At 60.1% G+C, this 23,619-nt stretch carries 23 protein-coding genes; 5 read left to right on the forward strand and 18 right to left on the reverse strand.

Annotated elements, in window-relative coordinates; translation table 11 throughout:
• Positions 1–2: 2 nt before the first annotated feature.
• Positions 3–1,160, reverse strand: coding sequence for an 8-amino-7-oxononanoate synthase (bioF, locus tag BTUS_RS13025; RefSeq protein ID WP_041306022.1), 1,158 nt, complete (start codon positions 1,158–1,160; stop codon positions 3–5).
• Entirely contained in the window at positions 1,160–2,512 is a 1,353-nt protein-coding gene (bioA, locus tag BTUS_RS13030) for an adenosylmethionine--8-amino-7-oxononanoate transaminase (protein ID WP_013076538.1), read from the reverse strand. The genes bioF and bioA overlap by 1 nt, the downstream gene beginning before the upstream one ends.
• A gap of 243 nt (positions 2,513–2,755) precedes the next feature.
• Here bioA and BTUS_RS13035 point away from each other — a divergent pair, with 243 nt between their 5' ends.
• Together BTUS_RS13035 and BTUS_RS13040 are read left to right on the forward strand one after the other, a co-directional pair.
• Positions 2,756–3,331 (forward strand): RsfA family transcription factor, encoded by a 576-nt coding sequence (locus tag BTUS_RS13035; protein WP_013076539.1) that lies wholly within the window; start codon positions 2,756–2,758, stop codon positions 3,329–3,331.
• 297 nt (positions 3,332–3,628) lie between these two features.
• Positions 3,629–4,630 carry a hypothetical protein gene (locus BTUS_RS13040; RefSeq protein WP_013076540.1) on the forward strand — a complete coding sequence of 334 codons (1,002 nt, stop codon included), beginning with the start codon at positions 3,629–3,631 and terminating at the stop codon, positions 4,628–4,630.
• Positions 4,631–4,663: 33 nt separating this feature from the next.
• Here BTUS_RS13040 and BTUS_RS13045 read toward each other — a convergent pair whose 3' ends face one another.
• The 7 genes from BTUS_RS13045 to BTUS_RS13075 all read right to left on the reverse strand — a co-directional run bounded on the left by BTUS_RS13045 (position 4,664) and on the right by BTUS_RS13075 (position 11,006).
• Complete coding sequence (locus BTUS_RS13045) at positions 4,664–5,863, reverse strand: MFS transporter (protein WP_013076541.1); 1,200 nt, start codon at positions 5,861–5,863, stop codon at positions 4,664–4,666.
• A 151-nt stretch (positions 5,864–6,014) separates the two neighbouring features.
• On the reverse strand, positions 6,015–6,590 hold the full coding sequence (locus tag BTUS_RS13050) for a manganese efflux pump MntP (protein WP_013076542.1): 576 nt from the start codon (positions 6,588–6,590) through the stop codon (positions 6,015–6,017).
• 448 nt (positions 6,591–7,038) lie between these two features.
• On the reverse strand, positions 7,039–7,866 hold the full coding sequence (locus BTUS_RS13055) for a pirin family protein (RefSeq protein WP_013076543.1): 828 nt from the start codon (positions 7,864–7,866) through the stop codon (positions 7,039–7,041).
• A 180-nt stretch (positions 7,867–8,046) separates the two neighbouring features.
• Positions 8,047–8,811: an enoyl-[acyl-carrier-protein] reductase FabL gene (fabL, locus tag BTUS_RS13060; RefSeq protein WP_013076544.1), complete on the reverse strand. Its 765-nt coding sequence runs from the start codon at positions 8,809–8,811 to the stop codon at positions 8,047–8,049.
• 23 nt (positions 8,812–8,834) lie between these two features.
• Positions 8,835–9,410, reverse strand: a complete 576-nt coding sequence (locus BTUS_RS13065) for a DUF402 domain-containing protein (protein WP_041304314.1) — start codon at positions 9,408–9,410, stop codon at positions 8,835–8,837.
• A 72-nt stretch (positions 9,411–9,482) separates the two neighbouring features.
• On the reverse strand, positions 9,483–10,739 hold the full coding sequence (gene ytvI, locus BTUS_RS13070) for a sporulation integral membrane protein YtvI (RefSeq protein ID WP_013076546.1): 1,257 nt from the start codon (positions 10,737–10,739) through the stop codon (positions 9,483–9,485).
• A 57-nt stretch (positions 10,740–10,796) separates the two neighbouring features.
• On the reverse strand, positions 10,797–11,006 hold the full coding sequence (locus BTUS_RS13075; protein WP_013076547.1) for a DUF5325 family protein: 210 nt from the start codon (positions 11,004–11,006) through the stop codon (positions 10,797–10,799).
• Between the two features lie 121 nt (positions 11,007–11,127).
• On the opposite strand from BTUS_RS13075, the gene BTUS_RS17020 reads away from it, so the two are divergent.
• Positions 11,128–12,162 carry a glycosyltransferase gene (locus BTUS_RS17020; protein WP_013076548.1) on the forward strand — a complete coding sequence of 345 codons (1,035 nt, stop codon included), beginning with the start codon at positions 11,128–11,130 and terminating at the stop codon, positions 12,160–12,162.
• Positions 12,163–12,273: 111 nt separating this feature from the next.
• On the opposite strand, the gene mutY is transcribed toward BTUS_RS17020, so the two are convergent.
• Entirely contained in the window at positions 12,274–13,428 is a 1,155-nt protein-coding gene (mutY, locus tag BTUS_RS13085) for an A/G-specific adenine glycosylase (RefSeq protein ID WP_013076549.1), read from the reverse strand.
• Positions 13,429–13,498: 70 nt separating this feature from the next.
• On the opposite strand from mutY, the gene BTUS_RS13090 reads away from it, so the two are divergent.
• Both BTUS_RS13090 and BTUS_RS13095 read left to right on the forward strand, forming a co-directional pair.
• Complete coding sequence (locus tag BTUS_RS13090) at positions 13,499–14,122, forward strand: cob(I)yrinic acid a,c-diamide adenosyltransferase (protein ID WP_013076550.1); 624 nt, start codon at positions 13,499–13,501, stop codon at positions 14,120–14,122.
• A gap of 23 nt (positions 14,123–14,145) precedes the next feature.
• Positions 14,146–14,373, forward strand: coding sequence for a hypothetical protein (locus BTUS_RS13095; RefSeq protein ID WP_013076551.1), 228 nt, complete (start codon positions 14,146–14,148; stop codon positions 14,371–14,373).
• Between the two features lie 2 nt (positions 14,374–14,375).
• On the opposite strand, the gene BTUS_RS13100 is transcribed toward BTUS_RS13095, so the two are convergent.
• The 8 genes from BTUS_RS13100 to BTUS_RS13135 all read right to left on the reverse strand — a co-directional run bounded on the left by BTUS_RS13100 (position 14,376) and on the right by BTUS_RS13135 (position 23,616).
• Complete coding sequence (locus BTUS_RS13100; protein ID WP_013076552.1) at positions 14,376–15,302, reverse strand: DMT family transporter; 927 nt, start codon at positions 15,300–15,302, stop codon at positions 14,376–14,378.
• Positions 15,303–15,317: 15 nt separating this feature from the next.
• Positions 15,318–15,572 carry a DUF6154 family protein gene (locus BTUS_RS13105; protein ID WP_013076553.1) on the reverse strand — a complete coding sequence of 85 codons (255 nt, stop codon included), beginning with the start codon at positions 15,570–15,572 and terminating at the stop codon, positions 15,318–15,320.
• Positions 15,573–15,662: 90 nt separating this feature from the next.
• Positions 15,663–16,526 carry a bifunctional hydroxymethylpyrimidine kinase/phosphomethylpyrimidine kinase gene (thiD, locus tag BTUS_RS13110; RefSeq protein WP_013076554.1) on the reverse strand — a complete coding sequence of 288 codons (864 nt, stop codon included), beginning with the start codon at positions 16,524–16,526 and terminating at the stop codon, positions 15,663–15,665.
• A gap of 67 nt (positions 16,527–16,593) precedes the next feature.
• Complete coding sequence (locus BTUS_RS13115) at positions 16,594–18,126, reverse strand: fumarate hydratase (protein ID WP_013076555.1); 1,533 nt, start codon at positions 18,124–18,126, stop codon at positions 16,594–16,596.
• Positions 18,127–18,199: 73 nt separating this feature from the next.
• The gene (locus BTUS_RS13120) at positions 18,200–18,994 is read right to left on the reverse strand and encodes an IclR family transcriptional regulator (RefSeq protein WP_013076556.1); all 795 of its coding nucleotides are present in this window, start codon (positions 18,992–18,994) and stop codon (positions 18,200–18,202) included.
• Between the two features lie 54 nt (positions 18,995–19,048).
• Positions 19,049–20,698: an L-lactate permease gene (locus BTUS_RS13125; RefSeq protein WP_013076557.1), complete on the reverse strand. Its 1,650-nt coding sequence runs from the start codon at positions 20,696–20,698 to the stop codon at positions 19,049–19,051.
• A 108-nt stretch (positions 20,699–20,806) separates the two neighbouring features.
• Entirely contained in the window at positions 20,807–22,240 is a 1,434-nt protein-coding gene (locus BTUS_RS13130; protein ID WP_013076558.1) for an FAD-binding oxidoreductase, read from the reverse strand.
• Positions 22,237–23,616 (reverse strand): (Fe-S)-binding protein, encoded by a 1,380-nt coding sequence (locus BTUS_RS13135; RefSeq protein WP_013076559.1) that lies wholly within the window; start codon positions 23,614–23,616, stop codon positions 22,237–22,239. The genes BTUS_RS13130 and BTUS_RS13135 overlap by 4 nt, the downstream gene beginning before the upstream one ends.
• Positions 23,617–23,619 lie beyond the last annotated feature (3 nt).

Raw genomic sequence — 23,619 nt, forward strand, 5'->3', positions numbered from 1 at the left:
GATCATCCCTCCGTTGTAAACACCGCCAGGATCCGATCCACATCTTCCATCCGGTGGGCGGCGGTCACCGTCAAACGAATCCGGCAAGATTCGGGTGGGACCGTGGGCGGGCGAATGGCCGGGGCAAAGATTCCGGCGTCGTCCAGCCGGGCGGCCAGACGCAGGGTCTCTCCCACCTCCCCGATGATGACCGGAATGATGGGGGTCGAACCCTCGGGGACCCGCCAGCCTCGTTCCCGAAGACCCGTGCGCAGTCGGGATACCAAGGCGCGCAAATGGTCCCTGCGCCACTGCTCCTGCTCCATGATTTCCACCGCCACGAGGGCGGCGCCCACCGCTGCCGGAGAAGGGGCCGTGGAAAAAATAAAAGGCCTGGCGCGATTGATCAGGTAGTCGATGACCGCCTTCGCCCCTGCCACATATGCCCCCTCTACCCCCGCCGCCTTGCTGAGCGTCCCCATTTGAATGATTCGAGGTGCTGGGGACAATCCGTAATATTCCATCGTCCCCCGCCCGCGCTTTCCCAGCACTCCTCCGGCATGGGCATCATCCACCACCACAAAAGCGTCGTATTTTCCCGCCACCTCCAAGAGCCGGGGCAGCGGGGCCACATCCCCGTCCATGCTGAACACCCCGTCGGTGTAGATCAGACGCCGGCGGGCGGGGCCGGCCGCGATGATTTTCGACTCTAAGTCCCCGGGATCCGCGTGGCGGTACACCGAGACCCTGGCCCGGCTCAACCGGCAACCGTCGATGATACTCGCGTGGTTCCACTCATCACTAAAAATCACATCTTCTTCACCGGCGAGGGTGGTGGCCAAGGCGACGTTAGCCATGTAGCCCGTGGCGAAAACCAGCGCCGCCTCGGTGCCCTTCCACCGGGCGATCCGCTTCTCCAGGGCTTCGTGCAGTTCCGTGTCGCCGCTGATCAAGCGAGATCCGGTGCTTCCCGCGCCGTACCGGATCATGGCCCGGTGAGCCGCCTCGATCAGGCGCGGATCCTGGGCCAGACCCAGGTAATTGTTCGAGGCACACATCAACATCCGGCGCCCTTCCACCGTCACCTCGGGCCCCGGAGCTGACTCGACCCTCCGCAACCGCCTGCGAAGTCCCGCATCCTCCAGGTTTTGAAGTTCCGCCTCAAGGCCGGTAGAGTCCATCACGACACAGCCCCTTCTTCCACCGCCCGGATCAGGATATCCGTCATCGCCTCCAGGTCCCCTTCCGGGGTGGCGAGAGGCGGCATAAACACCACCACGTCCCCGAGGGGACGGATGATCATCCCCTCGTCCCTGGCCTTCCGGCATACGGCAGCCCCCATGAGCCTGCGGGCGGGGAAGGGCTCCTTGGTGGCCCGGTCCGCTACGAGCTCGATCCCGACCATCATGCCCTTTTGCCGAATATCGCCGACGTGTGGATGACCGTTGAGCTCCTGAAGGCGCTTCCGGAGATACGCTTCATTCTTCCGGACACGGTCCACCAACTGCGTTTCGTCAAATAAATCGAGATTGGCCAGGGCTGCGGCACATCCCAGCGGGTTGCCGGTGTAAGAATGACCGTGATAAAAAGTTTTTTCCTCCCAGGGTTCGCCGAGAAAAGCTTCGTAGACCCGGTCGGTGGTCAGGGTGGCCGCCACGGGGAGATAACCCCCCGTCAGCCCTTTGCCGCAGGTGAGAAAATCTGGGGATACCCCGGTGTGCTCGCAGGCAAACATCTTCCCGGTCCGCCCGAACCCCACCGCCACCTCGTCGGCGATCATGAGCACGTCCCACCGGGTGCACAGGTCCCGAACCTCCCGCAGAAAACCGCCCGGCATGGCAATCATCCCGGCCGCCCCCTGCATTTCGGGCTCCACGATCAAGGCGGCGGTTTCCCCGCCGTGCGCCTCCAGGGCCTGGCGAAGCAGGTCAAGACAGGCAAAGCCGCACGTTTTTGGCTCTTGGTTCAGAGGACAACGGTAACAGTAAGGGTAAAGAACCCGAACCGTTTCGAACAACAGTCCGCCGTACGCCCGGTGATATAAATCAATGGCGCCCACACTCACCGCACCCAGGGTGTCCCCGTGATACGCCCCGGTCATGGTGATAAATTTCCGCTTTTCGGGATGACCCACATGTTGCCAGAACTGGTATGCCATCTTGATGGCGATCTCCACCGCCTCGGCCCCGCTGTCCGAGTAAAATACTTTATTCAAGCCAGGAGGAGAGATCTCGACCAACCTTTCCGCCAATTCCACCGCCGGCACGTTGAGCTGCCCGAGCATCGTGCAGTGGGCGATTTTACCGAGCTGATCGGCGATCGCCCGATCGAGTTCCGGCACCCGGTGGCCGTGGACGTTGAGCCACAGGGAGGACACGCCGTCGTAATACCTCCGTCCCCGCACATCTTCCAGCCACACACCCTCCCCGCGCTCCACGATGACCGGCTCCTGATCAAAAAAATCTTTCATCTGGGTGAAAGGATTCCACACGTACCGCCTACTTTTCTCTAATAAGCCGAGATATCGTTCCACCCCATCGCCTCCCGATTGTTAACTAAAATGAACATATCGGTTAACATCCCCGACTTATGATACCAGATTGTCGTGTTCACGCGCAATCCGGGGTGACATCTTCAGGGGCTGTTTCATAGATATAGAGAAAGAAGAGGAGGATTTTCTCAAAAAAATCGGGACATCGGCGATAGGTTCCGTATGCGATCGACCGGGAATGGTTATACCAATACTAACGAAAAGGAAAGATATGGAGGCGAAACCATGGAAACGGTAGAACGGTGGACCACGCGCTCTGACGCTTGGGCGCCTGAAGATGACAAAAAATTGGCGGACATTGTATTGCGCCACATTCGCGAGGGCAGCACCCAGCTTAGCGCCTTTGTCGAAGCGGCCAGCGAATTGGGCAGGACCCCCGCCGCCTGCGGCTATCGCTGGAATGGGATCATTCGGAAAAATTATGAAGAGGCGATTCAAGAGGCGAAGCGGGTGAAAAAGGAGCGGCTGGCCCAAACCCGGGGCCGCCGGGGACGTCGGCGTCAGGCAGGGCACCAGTGGAACATCGATGCGGTGATCCAGTCCCTCCGAGCCTGGGAAGAGGTATTCCAAAAAATGGAGCGGGAGAACGCGGAACTCCGGCGTGCCGTCACCCATTTGGAGGATAAAGTCCGTTCTCTGGAAGAGGAGAACCGCCAACTTCGCGAGGGAGGGGCTCTTTCCCAAGCCGAACAATTGCAACACGACTCCCGGGAATTCCTGGCCCTGGTGGATCGGGCTCGGAAGCTTTTCCAGGAAATCGGCGAAAAACAGCCGCCGTTAGGGGTGAAAGCCCAAGAGTAAGACCTCCCGGTGGACCGGTGGACGGCTCCGCGCCACCGCGCTCCCGCCCCCGAAGCAGGTGGTGATATGAGATTCCCTGCTGCATCCGTGCGGGCGGCCTTCGGTTGCCCTGTCATGTCAACCGCCGCCTTTCCTCGACAGTGGGCAAGAAGGCGGCGGCCTTGGCGTTCTCCACTCCTTCCCACAAACTCCACTGGATCGTCATAATTTTAACGTGATCCACCCGCCCAAAGAATCGAAACGGGTTACAATAAAAGTGAGCGATTCAGGATTTGGATGTAAAGGAGGGCGGGGTGCGTGGCGACTGCATCCGCATGGATTCACGCCGTACTCGGTACCCTTTTTCTTCTCTTCGTGCTGTACCTCTCCGGTGGTGCACTGGCATCCCTCGCCGCCGCCGGGTATGGGGCCCGCAATCACGACGTGCGCGGCCTCCGTTTGGCCCGCCTCGTGGTGCGAAAAACAGCGGTCCGGGAATGGGTGGTTTTTCTCCTCGGAGTCGTTCCCTCGATCATCATCGGGGTTTTCGTCCGATTGGCCGATGCCACGGCGTACATGTTGACCCAGGGTTGGCTGACGACCGTTTTCCTCCTTTTTACGGGTTGGGGAGCGCTTCAGGTGTTTAAGGTTCTATTGTATAAATATCCGCGGTCTCCGAAGCTTTTCATTCCCTTCGGCATCTCCGCGGTGGTTCTTCTGCTTCCAGTTCCGGCTGTGTTCATGGTCACCGGGGAATTCGCCGCCCAGCCAGATCTGTTTGGCGGGTTTATCACTTTGATTCTCGCTATGTTGCAGCCCTCGGTGCTCTGGCGGGCGCTGGACCTGACGATCACCACCGGGCTGATCGGTGGATTCCTGGTGGTCAGTATCGCATACCGCCGTTGGCGGCGGATGGCTGCCGATTCGCCAGTTCGCCGGTTTTATCGCTGGGCCATGGAATCCGGATTACGGGGTACCATGGTTTCCGCAGCCCTTTTGGTACTGTCCGGAGCCATCACCGTCGCTTCGTTATCTCCGAACGCCCGGGCGGCGCTGACAGGCGGGAACATCGTCCAAACTGGCCTCTTTGCGGCCGCGGGTCTTTTCCTCGTCGGGATCGCCGCCGCTTCCTGGCTGCTCAGCCGATCGAATCGCGCCCGCGGTGTGGTGGGGACCCTTGGGATCCTTCTCGCAGCCATATTGGTTGTCATGGGCAGTCTCCACGCCGAGATGCGGTCCTATCAGAACGGCCCGTATTTCGGACAGGTGCCTCCGGGGTTGTACCCGAGCATTTTGCAACAGAGGATCTGCGGGTGGTGATCATGGCCGGGGGCCGGCCATGCTTTCCCCGGCTCACGATGACGAGCCGTTCCCCCCTCTCTTTTTCGTGATGAGCAACACGGGAATGGCCACAAGCTGTACGACCACCGAAAAAGCCACGAGAGCCACAATCGACGTATCATAGAGCACACCTAGCAACCAACTACCCACAAACCATGCAACCCCATAGACGGCGTTAAAGACCCCGTAAGCATACGCCCTGCGTTCTGGCGAGATCATAGTTGCTACTGGGGCACTCATGAGCGAGTCTTGAATGCCCATGCCGATCCCCCAGAGTACAACACCCGCTGCGGCCGCAACCCATCCACCTAAAAACGAGAGTGGAGCAAAAAAGGCGGAAAGTGCGATCGCTAATGTGAGAACGGGCATCCCACCCCGATCATACCACCTCCCGAAGATGAGCGCTGAACCACCGGCCGTCGCCATAGCCACCGCGTAAAAAATGGGAATGGCGCTCGGTGGAATCACGTGAGTCAGATGATAGGAGATGATGTTGAAGTCCGCATATCCGATAGCAACAAGGGACATGGCACTCAGATAGACCCAGAAGGAACGCGGCAATCGCTGGGCCTGTGGAGGGGTTGTCTCTGCAACCTGTTCCAACTCGTGGGGATTGGGGTATTGGAGTCTGGCCGTCATCAGCACAATTAGCGAAATCAACGCAGGCAACGCCAGAAAGGCGAAAGCGGTATGATAGCTACCCTTCACATAGAGAATTCCAGCGACCGCCAGAGGCCCCGCCATCGCCCCAATCTGGTCCAGTGCCTCCCGCAGCGCAAAAGCCCAACCCTGACCGATCACCGTCCCAGCATGGGAAAGCATCGCGTCGCGCGGAGGGTTGCGCAACCCCTTGCCTATCCTTTCCATAATGATGAGGACCGCCGCCAGCTGCCAACTTCCGGCAAGAGCCAGAAGAGGCACGGCCAAAAGGTTCACCACATATCCAATTCCGGTCATGAGCCAGTATCGGCCTGTGCGGCTGCTCACATACCCGGACAAAAACCTGATCCCGTAGCCGAGAAGCTCTCCAAGCCCCGAAATGAACCCCACCGCAGCACCGGAAGCCCCCAGCACGGCGAGAAAGGGACCATTGATTCCGCGGGCACCCTCATAAGTCAGATCCGCAAACAAGCTCAAGACACCGATCAGAACTACAAACCTGAGTGCGGCGGCACTGGAAAGCCCCTCTTTTTGAGGCCTCCGATGGCTCATATCTCAATTCCTCCTTCCAACAAGTTCACCCCCGGCCAAACATCATTGTCATGAAACGTTCATTACCGACGATTCTATCAATGGATGTCCAACATGCATACAATTATATCGGTTTGTACGGACGGGTTTTCATTCGTTATCATCGTCCGTTTCAACCGAGGGCTTGGTGAACACCGACCAGGATGAGCAAGAATCCAGCGACCAGAGAGGAATATTTACCGAGCAGTCGTGCGAAGACCCCCACGCCAATCAGGTTCCCAAACCAGATCATGAGATATCCCCAAATCGAAATGGCCGCAGTTGTCGTCAAAATGGTCGTGGCGTTTGAAACCGTCCCACCAAAAGCACTGACAACATTTGTGAAAGACAATGCAAGACCGAGCAGTGCTCCCTGCTTCCAGTTTGGCCGTGTTTGAATCTTGACTTTTCCAGTGTGTCGGGAGATACGCGGATGAACGTATCCGGAATACCAGAAAAACAACCCTATACAAGCGAGTGCGATACAGGATGCCCACCCAGCTTCTTCGGCAGTGAAGTAATGAGAGATCAACTTACCGACGTACGCACCGAGAAATGCGGTGCAAAAACCAACACCATTGACGACCGCATTAACCCGGTGAGGAAATTTGATTTTTTGACTTCCGTACGCGATGCCCACACCACAGTTGTCAAAATTCGATCCGATGCCAATGAGATTTGCCGTAATGAACGCATTCCACCAGCTCATTTTCCCGACCCCTCCCATGACACTTCTGATAGCCCTTGCCACGATATGAGGCTGGGCCGGCTCGTGTATGGGACAGGAGGATTAAGACATATACCTGTTTTGCGATCAAGCTAAGCAAGGGAATAAAAAATACTCGCACCACAGGACACCTTAAGCCCTGCGGTAAGCGAACGGCGGGCAGCCCCCCTCAGTTCAACTCGGACTGGACCAGTGGACAGCGAAGCGGAAAGATCCAAGTCAGCCGTCGCTCCGCCGCAGCAACGAAGAAGCTACTGGAAAAACTCCTATAAGCGAAACTCCAGTTGGACAACCGCCACAGCTTCACTTGGATACATTTTCCTCTACACAAAAAGGGAGTTGAGGCCCGGTTCCTGAAGCCTCCAACTCCTTTCCATTCCCAGGGAACTCGTCGATTCACGTTTTTTCACTTTGCTCCCTTCATGGCGCTTCAGTCGACAAAACTGCCGCGGAAGATCGGTCGTTCGCCGATGGGTTCTCCGGCAAACCAAATCAGGCGCAGAGCGGATGATGCCGAGTCTTCGTGGGCAACAATGCGGATCGACCGGATGGTTTCCTGAGAAAACACCAGCGCTTCCCCGGCGCCCGCTTCTACCGGCGCCTGGCCTGAAGAATCGGTGTCGAAAACAAACCGGCCTCTGCCCTCCAACACGTAGACCAATCCTTGAAAGCCTTCAATTCCCGAAAGTTGGAACTGTATGCCCGGAAAAACTGTGACATCTTCATATCTCATCGGCCGGCGGATGTCAACCGGTGAACCGTCTCCCACAATCGTTTTCACGATGGCACCGTCGATGCGTTTTGTCGGCAATTGATCTCCGGCGACATTCTGATAGCTCGGCACCACACCTTTGTCGCTTCGCGGCAAATTGATCCAGAGCTGAATCCCTTCGTTCACATCTTCCGTGGCCGGCATCTCGGAGTGGACAATCCCCGCCCCGGCCGTAATTCGCTGCAATCCTCCAGCGGGAATGATTCCTCGATTCCCGGCGTCATCCTCATGGCGAAAAGCGCCGGTCAGCATGTACGTGATGATTTCAAACCCGCGATGCGGATGGGGAGGAAAGCCAGCCGGTGGCTTTACGGCAAAGTGATCCATCAGCAAGAATGGGTCGACCGTGAACAGCGCCCGGGTGGGCATCAGCCGCTTTACCGAAGCGCCCATTCCGTCCGTGGTGGCGGTCGGTTCGAGTTTTTGGATCAACCTGATCAACCCCTTTTGAACCCGTTTGATCGACAATGGGTTTACCAGAGCCATTCGGGTGCCCGCCCGCTTGGTCGATACTATCTATAAGTGAGTTTCTACATAAAATATATATATATAGACACTGTCTTTGTCAAGTCTTGGACAATAGCGTGCCCTTTTTCTCCACGGATCACCCGGGGATAATGTCACCCCCTCAGTGCCGGGCAGTATCCAACTGATTGCCATCCCGGGTCAAATCAACAGTGACTGCCCACCGTCCACAACGATGGTCTGGCCACGAATCATCCGGGACGCCTCGCTACAGAGAAAGACCACCACCTCGGCCACATCCTCCACCGTCACCAGCCTCCCGGCCGGGTTCCGTCGCCTGGCCGTTTCGAGGATGTCCTGGCGGTTCGGGAAAAACTGCAGGGCATTCGTATCCATCGCCCCGGCGGAGACGGCGTTCACCACCACGCCGTGCGGGGCCAGTTCCACCGCCAGATACCGGGTTAACGCTTCCAGGGCCGCTTTGGAAACCCCCACCGCCGTGTAGTTGTCCAGGACGCGGCCAGAGCCGAGGCTGGAGACCGACACGATCCGCCCGCCGCCCCGCTTCTGCATCAGCGGCAGGGCGTGCTGGGCCGCCAAAAGCAGCGACCGGGCGTTGACGTTCATCGTCCAATCCCAGTGTTTGACTTCCAGCTCCATGGCGGGCCGGATCACCCCGGAAGCCGCATTGGCAATGAGAATGTCCAGCCCTCCGAACTTCTCTTCGATCTCGTAAAACAGTGCATCAAGTTTCTGGGGATCCGCCACATTGGCCTTCACCGGTTCTGCTTTGACGCCGAGCTGCCGGATCTCCGCGCAGGTGTGCTCCGCCGCCTCCCGGTTTCGAAAGAAATTCACCGCCACGTCCGCGCCGGACTCGGCCAACCGCCTGGCCACAGCTTTCCCCAAGCCCCGGGAACCCCCGGTCACCAGTGCCACCTTGCCCGTCAAAGGTTTATCGCACATCGATTTTTCGCCCTCCTTCACCTCTAGTCCCGAATCTCCCGTTCCCCGATTTGGCGCCACCGGGCAACCTCCTTCGGGTCGAAGGGGCCCACCCGCCGCTGAATCCACCCGAGGAGCTCAGACACGGCCCGCTCGGCCGCAGCCGCTTCCTCCCGGTTGATCCGGCCTGATCGCACTGCCTGCTCGAACTCCTCCCGGTCCACCACCCGCGGCTCGCCCCGGGGCTCCATGCGCACATCGAGTTCGAGATCGATCACCCGGAGCGTCCTTCGCCCGGCATACCACACCGGCGGGCTCGCCACATTGCAATAGTAACCCGTCCCATCCTCCCGGCAGAGCGCCATAATATGAAACCACCGGTCCTCCCACAGCCAACAGATCACCGGATACGGACTATTCCACACCCGGCCGTCCCCCTCCACCACCGGAGTCCCGGGCGCAAACCACAGCACCGGGGGCCGCCCCTGCAGCCACCGCGCCTCGGGCCAACATCGATGCGCCCTCCACGCACCCGGGGGATCCCCGCGCTTCACGCTTTCCAAACACACTCGATCAAAAGCGACCACTCCGGGCAGATCCCCGTTCACCCCATACCGCACTCCTTTCCCGCCCGCCGGCGGAGAAGACCGAAGGCGCCAACTTTGCACTGCGCACCGGCCCCCGCGTCGGGGTCAAACCCCGGCCTCATCATCCGTCCGCTCCGAACTCCGGCCCGCTCCCCGGGAGGCCGGCCGGCCCTCCCCGGAAGCCCCGAAGGGCGAAGGCCCGGGCTCCGGAGGAACCGCCCCCGGAGGGCCTGCCCCTTTGCCGTCCCCGCCAGGCGGGCCAGTCGGTGAATGAGGAATAAAATCGCGAAAAATCTGTGCCTGGACGAGGGAAACGATGCCCACCCACAAAACCGGACCCACAAACAAGCCAAGCACCCCGAGGATCTTCCAGCCCACGTACACGGCAATCAACGCCGAAAAGGTATCCAGGCCCATGTTGTCCGCGAGGATCTTTGGTTCGATAATGTGGCGCACCAGGGAGATCACCCCCTGCAGCGCCAGAATCTCCAGCCCCAGGGTGTATTGCCCGGTGATCAAACACCACCCGGCCCAAGGGATTGTCACAATCAAGGATCCCACAATGGGCACGAGTCCCGTCAAACCGATCAGCGTTCCGATGGTGATCGCGTATTCCACGCGAAAAACCAACAGGCCGATGATCGACATGGCCATGGTTATCAGCGTCAGGATCAGCTGGGCCCGTACCATCCCGGTCATCGCGTGGGCCACATCCCGGAACACCGCGGTTAATTTCAGATCCCAGCTGGGTGGCAACACGGAAACCAGCCCACGGGCAATCCGCTCCCGGTCTCTCAGAAAAAAATACGTGCTGATGATGGCGAGCACCAAAACCGTAATCCACTCAGGAAGCCCCGTCAATCCGTGGAGCCAACTGAGGACGTAGTCCAAGAGCCGGGAGACCTCCGTCGAACCAAGTTGCGTAAAATGTTGGAGCATCGCTTCCATCTCAGCGCTCATGGACGGAGGCACGATCTCCCGGCCGTATTGAAACTGGTAGCTGATCCAATCCCGCACCGACGCGTAGATCTGCGGCAGCTGACCCGATAACACCGCGACTTCCTGGGCGATTTGGACGACCACATAAACCAGTCCGAGGGAGATCACCCCCAGTATCACGACCATGGCCGTCAGGATCGCAGCCGTTCGGGGCACCCGCCACCTCTCCAGCAGGCTGACGATCGGCTGCAGAAGCACGGCGGTGACCAGGCCGATGACAAAGGGCATTGTATAAGGCAAAGTTCGCAAGAATGCCCAGGACACGACGATCATGAACAAAACCAACAGGGCCGTTTCGGCCAACTTGCGAAAATACCGCAGCAACTCTGGCGGCCACATGGAACCTGGGCGCCATCGGCTCAATGCTATCCCCTCGCTTGACAAAAGTAAGTACATGCCCGACAATAAGTGCGACTGCCTTTAGCGGAGCAACCGACCCTTCCAGATAAAACCGACGCCAACAATGACCAGAGCCGCAATAAGGGCCGCCACGGCCCTTGGCACGTTGCCCACTGACAAACTTTGCCCCACGAGGGCAAAGCAAAAGATTGCAGCCAAGGCCATGACAAAGAAGATCGGCCGGAACTTTCGCGGAACCCCGTCAGACGAGTGATTCGAAGGCTGGGTCAATGACGTCTGTCTCCTCTCAAAGGTTGACTTCTCGTCCATAATAGCAAAGTCTGGCGCCGGTTCAAAGGGCGCCGGGCGGGGCCTCGGACAACATGAACGTTGGAAGGAGTTCCATGATAGAATGAGTATTCTGATCGTGCTGCCCGTACCGTCTCCACCGGCCGGCGGAAACTGGGTATTCTCCGATCGCCTGCGCCGGCATTTGGCCGAGGTGAACCTCCATGTTCGCGTGACCACCTTGGATTCGGTGACAACCGAAGATATCGAGCAGTGCGATATCGTCCATCTTTTCAACGCATCCCGCACCGCCGTTCCGTTTGTCGCAAAGTTCGGCGCGCCGGAGAAACCGATGGTCATCACCTTCACCGGAACGGATGTCAATGAAGAGATGAAACAGCCCCGGGAGCGCAGAAAGATTGTAGAGGTCGCCTGCCGGGCTCGGCAGCTCATCTTTCTCACCGCCGACGCCCTGCAAGGGTTTTGTATACAATGCCCGGAGCTAAAGAACCATTGTGTGCATATCCCCCTGGGAATCGACGTGCCTCCCGGCCGGGGGTATGACAGGTCCAGGTGGGGATGGCAGGAAGAAGAAGTGGTCTTCTTTCTCCCAGCTGGACTTCGACCGGTCAAGCGGCCCTTACACGCCTTAAAACCTTTGGCCCAGCTTTACCGGGAAGGCTTACCCGTTCGCCTTTGCCTGGCGGGGGCGGTGTTTGACCTCGATCTGTTAAAGCAGGTGGAAACAGAAGCGGAAACGAGGCCGTGGTTTCAGTGGCTGGGCGCCGTGCCCCACCGGGAGGTGGGGGATCTCTATCGATGCGCCGATGTGGTCCTCAACACCTCTTCCTCAGAAGGTCTGTCCCACGCGCTCCTTGAAGCGATGGCTGCGGGGAGAGCGGTGATGGCCTCCCGGGTACCGGGAAACCGCGATTTGATCCGCCACGGAGAAGACGGCCTGCTGTACGGAGATGCGGAGGAATTCACGATTTCCGCTCGGAGGTTGGCGCTGGATCCCGAGTGGCGGGAATCCCTCGGGCAGCGGGCCGCCGCACGAGTAGCCCGGGAGTTCTCGCCGGTCGCCGAGCGGGACCGCTACGCGCAGCTCTACCGCAGCCTGGTCCTTTCACCTTGCGCATCGGGTCAGGTAGCCCCATGAGCCGGCAAACTGTCACCGCTGCTCAAAGATCCACACGTGAAAGCGGTGGGCTCCTAGATCCGCCCGGCGGGCGGCCCACCGCCTGAGCAGGTTGAGTGGAGGTGGTCCACATCACCAAACCCCTTTCTCCTCTAGCAAGGGCCAAATTTTACGGTAGACCGCGGGGAAAGGCAAGCGCCCCAGCGCCTCCGCCGGAACCCAGGCGGTCGCCGAGTTGCCCGGCCATGGCGCCCCATCTGTCCCGGCGCCCCCCGGAACCCTCTTTATCTCCGGCAACATCCCCGGGAGGCGTTGCGAGATTCGCCCTGGTTCAACGATACACCGATACACGCGAAAATCCCATTTCAGATGGCTAAAGACATGTTCCGCCCGGGCCAGGGGCTCCACCGCCTCGGCAGCCAGCCCCGCATCGGCCATGGCCCGGGAGGCCGCCTCCTCCCAGGATTCCCCCGGACCCACCTCTACAGACGGAAATTCCCATAAGCCTGCCAGAAGCCCTCCGTCCGGACGCCGACGAACAAATACATGACCCTGCCAGCTAGCCAGACCCGCTGCCACCCGGGTGGGCCTCGGCGGCTTTTTTTTCGTTTTAACCGGATACTCGGCCCAGACTCCTTCTTCCGCCGCCCGGCACCATCGAAGCACAGGGCACTCGTGACATTTTGGAGCCCTCGGCAGGCAGATGCCGGATCCGAGATCCATCACCGCTTGATTGAGAGCACCTCCGCAGCCCGGCGGAATGGCCGATTGCATGAGCGAGGAAATCTTTCGGCGCCCCGCCGGCTTGTCCACAGGTTCGTCCACGAGAAAGATCCGCGCGAACACCCGCAGTCCGTTGCCGTCAACAGCTGGTACATCGCGTCCGTAAGCGATGCTCAGAATCGCCCCGGCGGTGTATGGCCCCACTCCGGGAATTTCTCGAATCACCTCGGGATCGTCCGGCACCCGACCACCAAACCGCTCCATCACCACCTGGGCGCCGCGAAGGAGATTTTGCGCCCGGGAATAATAGCCCAGCCCCTCCCACTGTTTCAGGACCTCCTCCTCGGTCGCCTGGGCCAGATCACGCACCGAGGGGAATTCCTCAAGAAATCTCTCGTAATAAGGGATCACCGTCTCCACCCGGGTTTGCTGAAGCATCGTCTCCGAGACCCAGATTCGATAGGGGTCCCGAGTTTTTCTCCAGGGGAGGTCCCGATGCTGCCTTTCGTACCACTCCACCAGGATCTGGCCCACTCGCACCGCCAGCTCGCGTTCTCGTTCCATCCCATCGGCCCCCGGAAAGATTTACAGAAGTTCATCTCCAATGATACAACATGGGAAAGGAGGTTTGCCCATGTCCATTTACACCCGCAGCGGCGACCGCGGCCGCACCCGCCTCGTCGGAGGTGTCCGGGACAAGGATGATATTCGCGTCGAAGCCTACGGCACCGTGGACGAGGCCAACGCTTTTGTCGGAGAAGCCATCAGTCGCCTGGATTCCGTCCGAGACGGCGACCTCGCCGGTCATCTTTTGGAGATCCAGCAGGAATTGTTCGACTGTGGAGCAGATCTCGCGGCCCTGCCGGGCAAACGCCCCTACAAGGTACACGCTGAAATGATAAACCGGTTGGAACCGCTCATCGATTCCTATCTCGCGGAAGCTCGTCCGGTGCAACGGTTCATCCTCCCAGGAGGGCACCCCGCCGCTGCCGCCCTTCACGTGTGCAGGGTGCTGGTCCGCCGGGCCGAACGCCGGGTGGTAACACTCAGCCAACGGGAGGAGATCAATCCCGAAGTCCTGCGGTATCTGAACCGGTTGTCCGATTTTTTCTTTGCCGCCGCCCGGGCGATCAATGCGCGAACAGGCACCGGCGACATTGAATACGTGCGAAGCCCCATCGTGTTTCGCAATTCTGGAGGTCAGAATCCATCCAACCCCAAACTGAATACCCCGGATGATCCAGGTGGAAATGCGTAGACTATAGCCGGGAGGTGGGCGACGTGGTTCGACTCTGGACCAACCTCAGGCCCCGCCGTTCAAACCGCAATACCTGGACCGCCGCACTCATGGGCGCCGGAGTCGGCATCGCCCTATGGGAATGGATGCGGAAATCCGGGGAAAAACCTGTCGACCGGGACGGGGCGGAGTTGGATTGTCTGGCCGATCAAGTGTTGCACACCGTTGAGGCGGAAGCCGCGGAACAAGAAAGCTCCGGACATTCTTTTTGACGCTATATCCCGGGGCTTTCTCGCCCTCTGCGGTTTACCCGTTCGGACCAGATGACCCCCACCAGGATCAGTGCCACCCCTAACCACCGATCCCACCCCACCGGCTCTTTCAAAATAACGGCAGCCGCCACGACAGCCACGGGCAGCTCCATCGATCCCAGCACCGCGGCAGCTCCCCCGCCCACCGCCGGGATCGCCACAGCAAACAAAAGTGGCGGCGCGATCTGGGCGAGAAGCGCCACAACAACACCCCAGCCATACAACCCGGCCAGCGATGGCGCTGTATAATAAGCCGCCAGCGGAGTAGTCAGAAGAATGGGAACTCCGGCCCCCAAGGACATAAACAGGCTTCGTCGCACAGGGGACGTCTGTACTGCAATCCGCCCTGTCCCGTACAACAGGACCGAATACGTCACCGCGCCTCCCAGGGCCATGGCTACACCAATCCACGAAACTCCGCCTTCCCACTGGTCGTGCAACAACCCCACCGCAAGGCCAGTCCCCAACAGGATCATCAACAGCGCCTGCCACCGCCGGGCAGTCAGCGACTTTCTCTCCAACATAATTTCCAGTAAAATCGTGATCCACGTGAATTGAAACAAAAATACGATCGCGAGGGAAGCCGGAAGATGGACAAGAGATCGGTAATAAAGAACTGTGGTTCCCCCCGAACCGATGAGACCCAACATGAAAAGCTGGATCACCTCTCGCCCTGTGGGCCGAGTCCCGGTTCGCACTGCAAGACCCGCCACAACCCAGAAAAGAAGGGCAACGAAGTACTGAGCAGCCGTTACCCCTTCCATGGTATAACCCTGGGCGAATGCAGTTTTCATGACCGGAGAGATGAGCCCGTAACAGGACGCCCCCAGCCCAATCATCCAAAGGGCCTGTACCCGGGTAGGTCGCCATCCCCTCGGCTGCCCCATCATCTCGGAAAAACCTCCTTAATGAACCTCTCCGCCGTATTCGGGAATCGTGGGCGAGCCCGTGCCCTCGCGATCAATCTTCTCCCGAAGCCGGTCCACGAGATATCGGCCGACCATCTGAAACAGTTCGTCTCGATCCAATTGAGAGACCAACTCCAACAGTTCGGCGCGGGACAGCTCCTGGAGAACGCCGGACACGATGATCACCGCGTCGTCTTCGTCTCCGGTCAACTGGTCTTTGTACAGTGCGTAAAGATCGTCGACAAATCTCACCCCGCCCACCGCCTTTCCCTGAGGAGTGATTCCTCTTCAATATACCAGGTTTCTGGCCGTCTATGATAGTCCAACAGGGCACAAACGCGTTTACCTCGTTTCCCGGCCCCCCTCCGCACCCTCGGACGCCTGGGCAGCATCCCGGGGTTGGTCGGAACCCGCAGGTTGGCGGCTGTAAGCCCAGTGATTCGTGGGCCCGTGACCTTCCCCCAGCCCCGGCGCTTCCCGGATGGCCGCCGAGATGAAAGCTTTGGCCGTCCCCAGGGCATCGAGCAGAGAGGCCCCTTTCGCCAACTCGGCGGTAATGGCCGCCGAAAAGGTGCATCCCGTCCCATGGGTGTGCGGGGTGCGAACCCGGACTCCGGGGAACTCCACCACAGCCTGCCCGTCGTACAGAATGTCCAGCGGATCTCCCGCCAAATGCCCACCTTTGACCACCACCGCCCCGGGACCTAGTGCCGCAATCCGTTTGGCCGCCTCCACCATTTCGTCCCGGGTGCGAATTGTCATCCCGGTCAACGCCTCGGCCTCGGGGATATTGGGGGTCACCACCGTCGCCAAAGGAAACAGTTCGCGAATTAACGTCGAACGGGCGTCCTCTTCCAAAAGTGGCGCCCCACCTTTGGCCACCATGACCGGGTCCACCACCAGGGGAGCGATGCCCAATTCCCGGATCTTGGCCGCCACCGCTTCGATAATCTCCGCCGTTGCCAACATCCCGGTCTTTGCCGCATCCGTGCCGATGTCCCGCACCACAGCATCGATCTGGGCAGCCACCAATTCAGGCGGCACAAGATGGGATCCAAACACCCCTTTTGTGTTTTGTACCGTGATCGCCGTAATGGCCGTCATCCCGTATACCCCGAGCATCTGAAAGGTTTTTAGATCTGCTTGAATCCCCGCCCCGCCTCCGCTATCCGAACCGGCGATGGTCAAAGCCCTGGCCACCCTCATCCTCGTCCCCCCACAAGAAAGGGCCCGGCATCCCTTCCGGACCCTGAAAATCGCCTCTCGCCGAACATCATACGAATACCGGATCGGCAAATTCGGCCAGCTTCGCCAGGGACCGTTGCTGCACCTCGGCGTGGAGGCTGTTGCCGTGGGCGTCCATGGTCACGATGGCCGCGAATCCCTCCACCTGGAGGTGCCACATCGCTTCGGGAATGCCGAATTCCAGGAAATCGACCCCCTCGACCTTTTTGACGCATCTCGCATAGTATTGGGCCGCCCCGCCGATGGCATTCAGGTACACCGCCCCGAATTCCTTCAGAGCGGCCAGGGTCTTCGGCCCCATGCCCCCTTTGCCGATCACCGCCCGGATCCCGAACTTCTTGATGATGTCCGCCTGGTACGGCTCTTCCCGGCTGCTGGTGGTGGGTCCGGCGGCTTTTACATGCCATTCGCCCTCGTCGTCCTGGAGCATAACCGGGCCGCAGTGGTAAAGAATTCCGCCTCGCAGGTCCACCGGGCTGTCGTGGTCCATCAGGTATTTATGCAGGGCGTCCCGGCCAGTGTGGATAAGTCCGTCAATAATCACCACATCGCCGACCTTCAGCTCCCGAATCTGTTCTTCACTGACCGGCGCCCGCAAAACCACCCGACGACTGCCTTCGGAACCCGCGATTCCTTCCGCAGCCCCGAGTTCCGGCAGCTCCCCTCCGTCCCTGTACAGCCACTGGGTGATCCCGCCGGTAGCCGGGTCGATGATCACCCCGAGGCGCCGGAACGCCCAACAGTTGTAGGCGACAGACACGAAAAAGCTCGCCGGAAGGCGGTTGATCGCGCCGATTTTGCACCCGAGCAGCGTCACCCGACCGCCGAAGCCCATGGTGCCGATGTCCAAACGGTTGGCATTCTCCATAATATACGCTTCCAATTCCGCCAGGCGGGGGTCGGGATTCACGTCATCCACCCGGCGCAGGAGCTGCTCTTTTGCCGCCTCGTACCCCGTGGTGCGGTCGCCGCCGATGGCCACCCCGAGGAACCCGGCGCTGCATCCTTGCCCCTGGGCTTGGTATACCGCATGGAGGATGCATTTTCGCACCCCGTCCAAATCTCGGCTCGCCCGGCCAAGGCCCTCCAGCTCCGTCGGCAGGCTGTATTGGATGTTCTTGTTTTCGCAGCCGCCGCCTTTCAGGAGCAGTTTGACCTCGATCTCATCCTTTTCCCACTGCTCAAAATGAATCACCGGAGTCCCGGGGCCGAGGTTGTTCCCGCTATTGTTGCCCGTGACCGAGTCCACCGAATTCGGGCGAAGTTTGCCCTCTCGCGTGGCCGCCGCCACCGCCTCCCGGATCTGGCGAGCCATCTCGATCTGGTTGGCTCCCACCGGGCAGCGGACGAAAAATGTCGGCATCCCGGTATCTTGGCAGATCGGCGCCTGGTCGTCCTGGGCCATGATGATGTTCTCCCCGATGGTGGACAAAGCCAGAGACGCCCGGGTCCCCATCTCCTCCGTCAGCTTGGCCCGGGCAATAGCCCGGCGCACATCATCGGGCAGATTGGTGGACGTCTCGACAATCAAGGTATACATACTTTCTGTGAATCGATCCATCCTCGAATTCCCTTCTTCCTCATAAGTGAGCGCCCCGCGGCATTCCACCGTCTATTATAGAGGATCCGCCAGATTATCGCGACGCCACCGCCGAGGGAAAACCCAGCCGAGCGGAGATGGCGAGCCCCGCCCGGCGCACCCGCTCTACCAAATCTTTGATTCTCTCCTCGGGCATGCGCATCTTGGGAGCGGAGATGCTCAGGGAGGCACACACCCGACCTGTATGATCCCAGATCGGGGCAGCCACACAGATGATGCCGAGCTCGTTTTCTTCGAGGTCCATCGCCACACCCCGTTCCTTCACCCGCTGCAGCTCGTCCCGCAGGTCCGGCCACCGGGTGATCGTGTGGGGCGTATGGGCGGGAAGCCCGTGCCGCTCGACGATGGACTTCACGTCCTCCTCTGGGAGATACGCGAGGATGGCCTTCCCGACCCCCGTGCAATGCACCGGCGCCCGGGCGCCGACCCGGGAGTGCATGCGGATCGTTTCATCGCCCTCCACCTTTTCGATATAGACCACTTCCCCGTGATCGAGCACCACGAGATGGACCACTTCGTGGGAGTAATCGGCCAACTCCTCGAGATACGGCCGGGCTTCGCGGCGCAAGTCAAGGCTGCCCAACAACCGAGAGGCCATATCTAGAACGGCATACCCCAGTTTATACCTCCCGGTCTCCGGATCCTGTTCCACGTATCCCCGTCGGGCCAAGGTTGTCAACAACCGGTGCACAGTACTTTTGTACATCGACACCTCGGCGGCCAACTCGGTAATGCCGACCCCTTCTTTGTATCGACTCACCCGCTCCAGGATCACCAACGCCCGATCCACCGATTTTACCGTATCCTCGCCCGAAGAGGCCATCTCCATCACCATACCTCGCTAGACTATTGCCCGGATGTTCCCCGGGTGCCGAGACGCGCCCTACTTGGGGATCAATCCCGGGAACACGTAGGCCTCGATCGTTGTAATCACCGAAACGATCAACACAAACAGTATACTATGTTTAAGGGTGAATCGATAAATCTCGCCTTCCCGGCCGGCCAACCCCGTCGCCGAAGCCCCCACGGCGATGGACTGGGGAGAGATCATTTTGCCGGTCACCCCCCCGGAACTGTTCGCCCCCACCATCAGGTACGGATTGAGTCCCAACTGCTCGGCAGTAATCTTCTGCAGGTTGCCAAACAACACATTCGACGACGTGTCACTACCGGTGAGAAAGACGCCCAGCCAACCGAGAATCGGCGAGAAAAGCGGAAACAGTACGCCGGTTCCGGCCAGGGCCAAAGCGATGGTGGCGCTCATGGAGGAGTAATTCGTTACGTGGCCGAACCCCAGCACCGCGGCGATGGTGACCAACGGCCACAACAACTGCCGGAAGGTGCGAACGAGCACCTTAAACCAAGTCCCCACCGACATGCGCACCACAAACATCGACAGAATCGAGGCGATCAGAATCGACGTCCCCGTGGCTCCCAGCCAGTCGAACTTCCACACCGCCGCCATGGGGGTGTTTTTTGCAGCTACAGGAGGAACCGAGACTACCAGTTTGTTCAGCCAGGGCCAATTCACCGCAATCGTGGTCCCGGCGACGGCCGATTTAAAGGCGGGCAAAGACCAGATAATAATCATCACGGTGAGAATCACCCAGGGCGCCCAGGCCCGAACCATGTCCCCGGAACTGTGCTGCTGCCGGGCCGCCGCCGCTTGGTTGACAATAGCATCGGCCTTTTCATCGGCAAAATGAAATTCTTCCTTCGGGCGCCACACCCGGAGGAACAGGGCCAGAGCGATCAAGCTGACAAAAGCGGAAGCGATGTCCGGTAGCTCCGGTCCCACAAAATTGGAGACCAAAAATTGCGTGATGGCAAAGGAACCGCCGGAGATGAGAATCGCCGGCAACACCTCGATGGTCCGTTTCCACCCGCTCATGATGAGCACCAGCCAAAAAGGTAGAAACAGGGAAAGAATCGGAAGCTGACGCCCCACCACCTGGCTGATCGTGTGGGCATCCATCCCTGTGACCTGGGCGGCGGTGGTAATGGGAATCCCGATGGCGCCAAAGGCCACTGGCGCACTGTTCGCGACCAAGCATATCCCCGCAGCGTACAACGGGTTAAACCCAAGACCCGCCAGAATGGCGGCGGCGATGGCCACCGGCGTCCCAAACCCCGCCGAACCTTCCATGAATGCACTAAACGAAAATGCGATCAACAAGGCCTGCATCCGCCGGTCTCCGGTGAGCCCGGTGATCGAGTCGCGAATGACGCGAAAATACCCGGATTCTTCTGTAATGTTATACAAAAATACGGCGGTAAACACGATCCAACCGATCGGCCACAGTCCACTCAACATCCCGTAGATCGCCGTGGAGACGGCCATGGGAACCGGCATGCCGTTGACAATGATGGCGAGAATCACGGCGAGTAGCAGTGTCAACAGCCCCGCCACATGGCCTTTCATCCGGCGCACGGCCAGCGCCCAGAAGAAGAAGGCGATGGGGATGACCGCCACCAGGGCGGACAACCAAAGGCTTCCCCCTACGGGATAATACACTTGATGCCAAGGACTCAACCAGACCCCTCCTTACCTGCAATTTTCTCTCTTTTTCACCCACTGTAGATAATCTTGTCGGGTGGAGGGGGCCGGCCCGGCCCCGTCAATCCGATCTCCGTGCCTGCCTCACCCCCTCCCGGCCGCAACGGCCTTCGCATCGATACATTTGGCGGGCCGCGGAAAGAGTTTCCCCGGGTTGCACAGTTCTTCTGCATTCCAGATTCCCCGGATCTTGAGTTGGTATTCGATGTCCGCAGGGCTAAAAATTTTCTCCATGTCGTACATTTTTTCGAGCCCCACCCCGTGCTCGCCGGTGATCGACCCTCCCACATCGGCGCAGACCTGAAGGACCCGGGAGCCCGTCTCCACCGCCCGTTGGGTCTCTCCCGGCACCCCGGAGTCAAAGAGCACCAATGGATGGAGATTGCCGTCCCCGGCGTGAAACACGTTGGCGATGCGCAGGCCGGAATCTTTACTGATCTCGGCGATTCGGGCAAGGACATCGGGAAGGGTGGATCTGGGAATCACTCCATCCTGCACGAGATAATCCGGGGAGATGTTCCCCATCGCCCCAAATGCTGTTTTCCGATTGTTCCACCAAAGGGTCCGCTCCGGTTCACTGGCCGCCACCCGGACGTCCCGCACCCCGTGCTCTTTGCACACCTTCACGGCATCTTCGGCCTGATCCTCCAGACCTTCCGCCGCGCCGTCCAGCTCAAGGAGCAAAACGGCTTCGATGTCCTCGGGATACCCCACCGGATACGCTCCGGCCTCCACCGCCCGCATGGCCAGCCGGTCCATCATTTCCAAAGCCCCGGGCAGGATCCCTTTCGCGATGATCCCGGAGACTGCCCGGCTGGCGTCTTCCACCCGATCGAACAGCGCCAGGATCGTCTTGACCCCGACCTGTTTTTTTAGCAGCCTCACCCAGATCCGGGTCACGATTCCGAGGGTCCCCTCCGTGCCGATGAACAACCCCCGCAGATCGTAGCCGACATCGTCACCGTTCGGCCCGCCGACCATCACCACCTGCCCGTCCGGAAGCACCCACTCCAGGGCAAGAACATGGTTGGTCGTCACCCCGTATTTGAGACAATGAGGTCCCCCGGCGTTTTCGCCGATGTTCCCTCCCAAGGTGCAGGCCTGCTGGCTCGACGGGTCGGGGGCATAGTAGTAACCCCGGGCGCCCACCACCTGGGACAACCGGCGGTTCACCACCCCGGGCTGAACCACGGCGTAGCGGTTTTCGTAATCGATGTGGAGAATCCGATTCATGCGGACCAGATTCACCACCACCTCGCCGTGCAGCGGGATCGCCCCGCCACTGAGCCCGGTGCCCGCACCCCTCGGTACAAACGGGATCTTCTCCCGATGGAGATATTTCACCACCGCCGCCACTTGGTCCGTGTCTGCCGGAAACACCACCGCGGCGGGCAGGCCCCGCTGGATGGTATAGCCGTCACACTCGTAGGCCATGAGCTGGTGCCTGTCTGAGATGACACTCTTCGGGCCGACGATCCGCGCCAGTTCCTCCACCAATTTCTCCCGCGCCGTGCTCATCGCGTCTCCTCCTCCGCTTGGTAGGCCGCATCGAGGATATCCACGGTGTGCAGCACCTTGCGCGGCACCCCTGTCCTCTGGACACCCGCCCGGATTTGCATCATGCACCCGGGATTGCCCATGACAATCGCCTCGGCCTTTTCGGGGACGTCGGCCATTTTCCGATCGAGCAAGGGACTGGCGATCTCCGGGTGGGTGAGATTGTAGATTCCCGCGCTCCCGCAGCAGCGGTCCGAATCGGGCATCTCCACGACGCGCAGACCCGGAATCGAGGCGAGAATGTCCCGGGGCTGCTGGCGAACTCCCTGGGCGTGGCTCAGATGGCAGGCATCGTGGTAAGTGACCGTCATTTCCACCCTGCCCTTGGGAGGATCGAACCCCACTTCGGCGAGAAACTCCGCGACATCTTTGACTTTGCGGCTGAATCGCTCCGCCTTCTCACGGTAGGCCGGGTCGCTGCGCAAAAGTTCCCCGTATTCTTTCATCGCCGCACCACAGCCCGCTGCATTGATGATCACCGCATCGACGTCTTCGGCCAGAAACGCATCGATGTTCTGCTTGGCCATGGCTTTGGCTGTCTCCCGATCCCCGGCGTGCACCTGCAGGGCGCCGCAGCAAACCTGCCCCTCGGGCACCCTCACCTCGTAGCCGTTTCGGGCCAGCACCCGGGCCGTGGCCAAATTGGTGTCGGTGAACAGGACGTCCATCACACAGCCGGTGACCAGGGCAACTCGTCCCCGGCGTTGCCGCTGCGCGGGCACCTGGGCCGGGAGCAGCTCTCTGGAGCTGGTGGCGGGAATCTGCGGAAGGGCCGCCTCCATCTCCCTCAAGTGAGGCGGAAAAAGATTCAGAACCCCGGTGCTCCGGGCGAGGCGGGCCAGGCCGGTTCGCTGATAAAATCGGCCAATCCGGGCCAACCTGCGCAGGCGCTTTGGGCGCGGAAAAATCCGTTGCAAAAACAAGCGTTGAATAAAACCCTGCCAGCCCTGGGCCGGCCGGGCGGCGAACACCTGCCCCCGGGCTTGTTCGATCAGCGTCCCGACCTGAACCCCCGACGGGCAGACCGATTCGCAAGCCCGGCAGTCGAGGCACCGGAAAACCGGGTCGATCAATGCCTCGTCCAGGGGAAGCCGCCCTTCGGAGGCCGCCCGGATGAGGTACACCCGCCCCCGGGGAGATTGGTTCTCGATGCCCAGCTCTTGATACGTTGGACATGCTTCCAAACAAAGTCCGCAATGAACGCACACGGAATATTTATCTGGGTCCGGCGGATCGTCCCATCGAAAAGCGGTGGTCCCCTCCAAGGAGCCGGACTGCCCCGCCGCAGGCCCTGGGGAGTAATCCTCCCGGGCCGACTCTGCCCCTGACGACGGCATCAA

It is taken from the genome of Kyrpidia tusciae DSM 2912, assembly GCF_000092905.1.
GTDB classification, from domain to species: domain Bacteria; phylum Bacillota; class Bacilli; order Kyrpidiales; family Kyrpidiaceae; genus Kyrpidia; species Kyrpidia tusciae.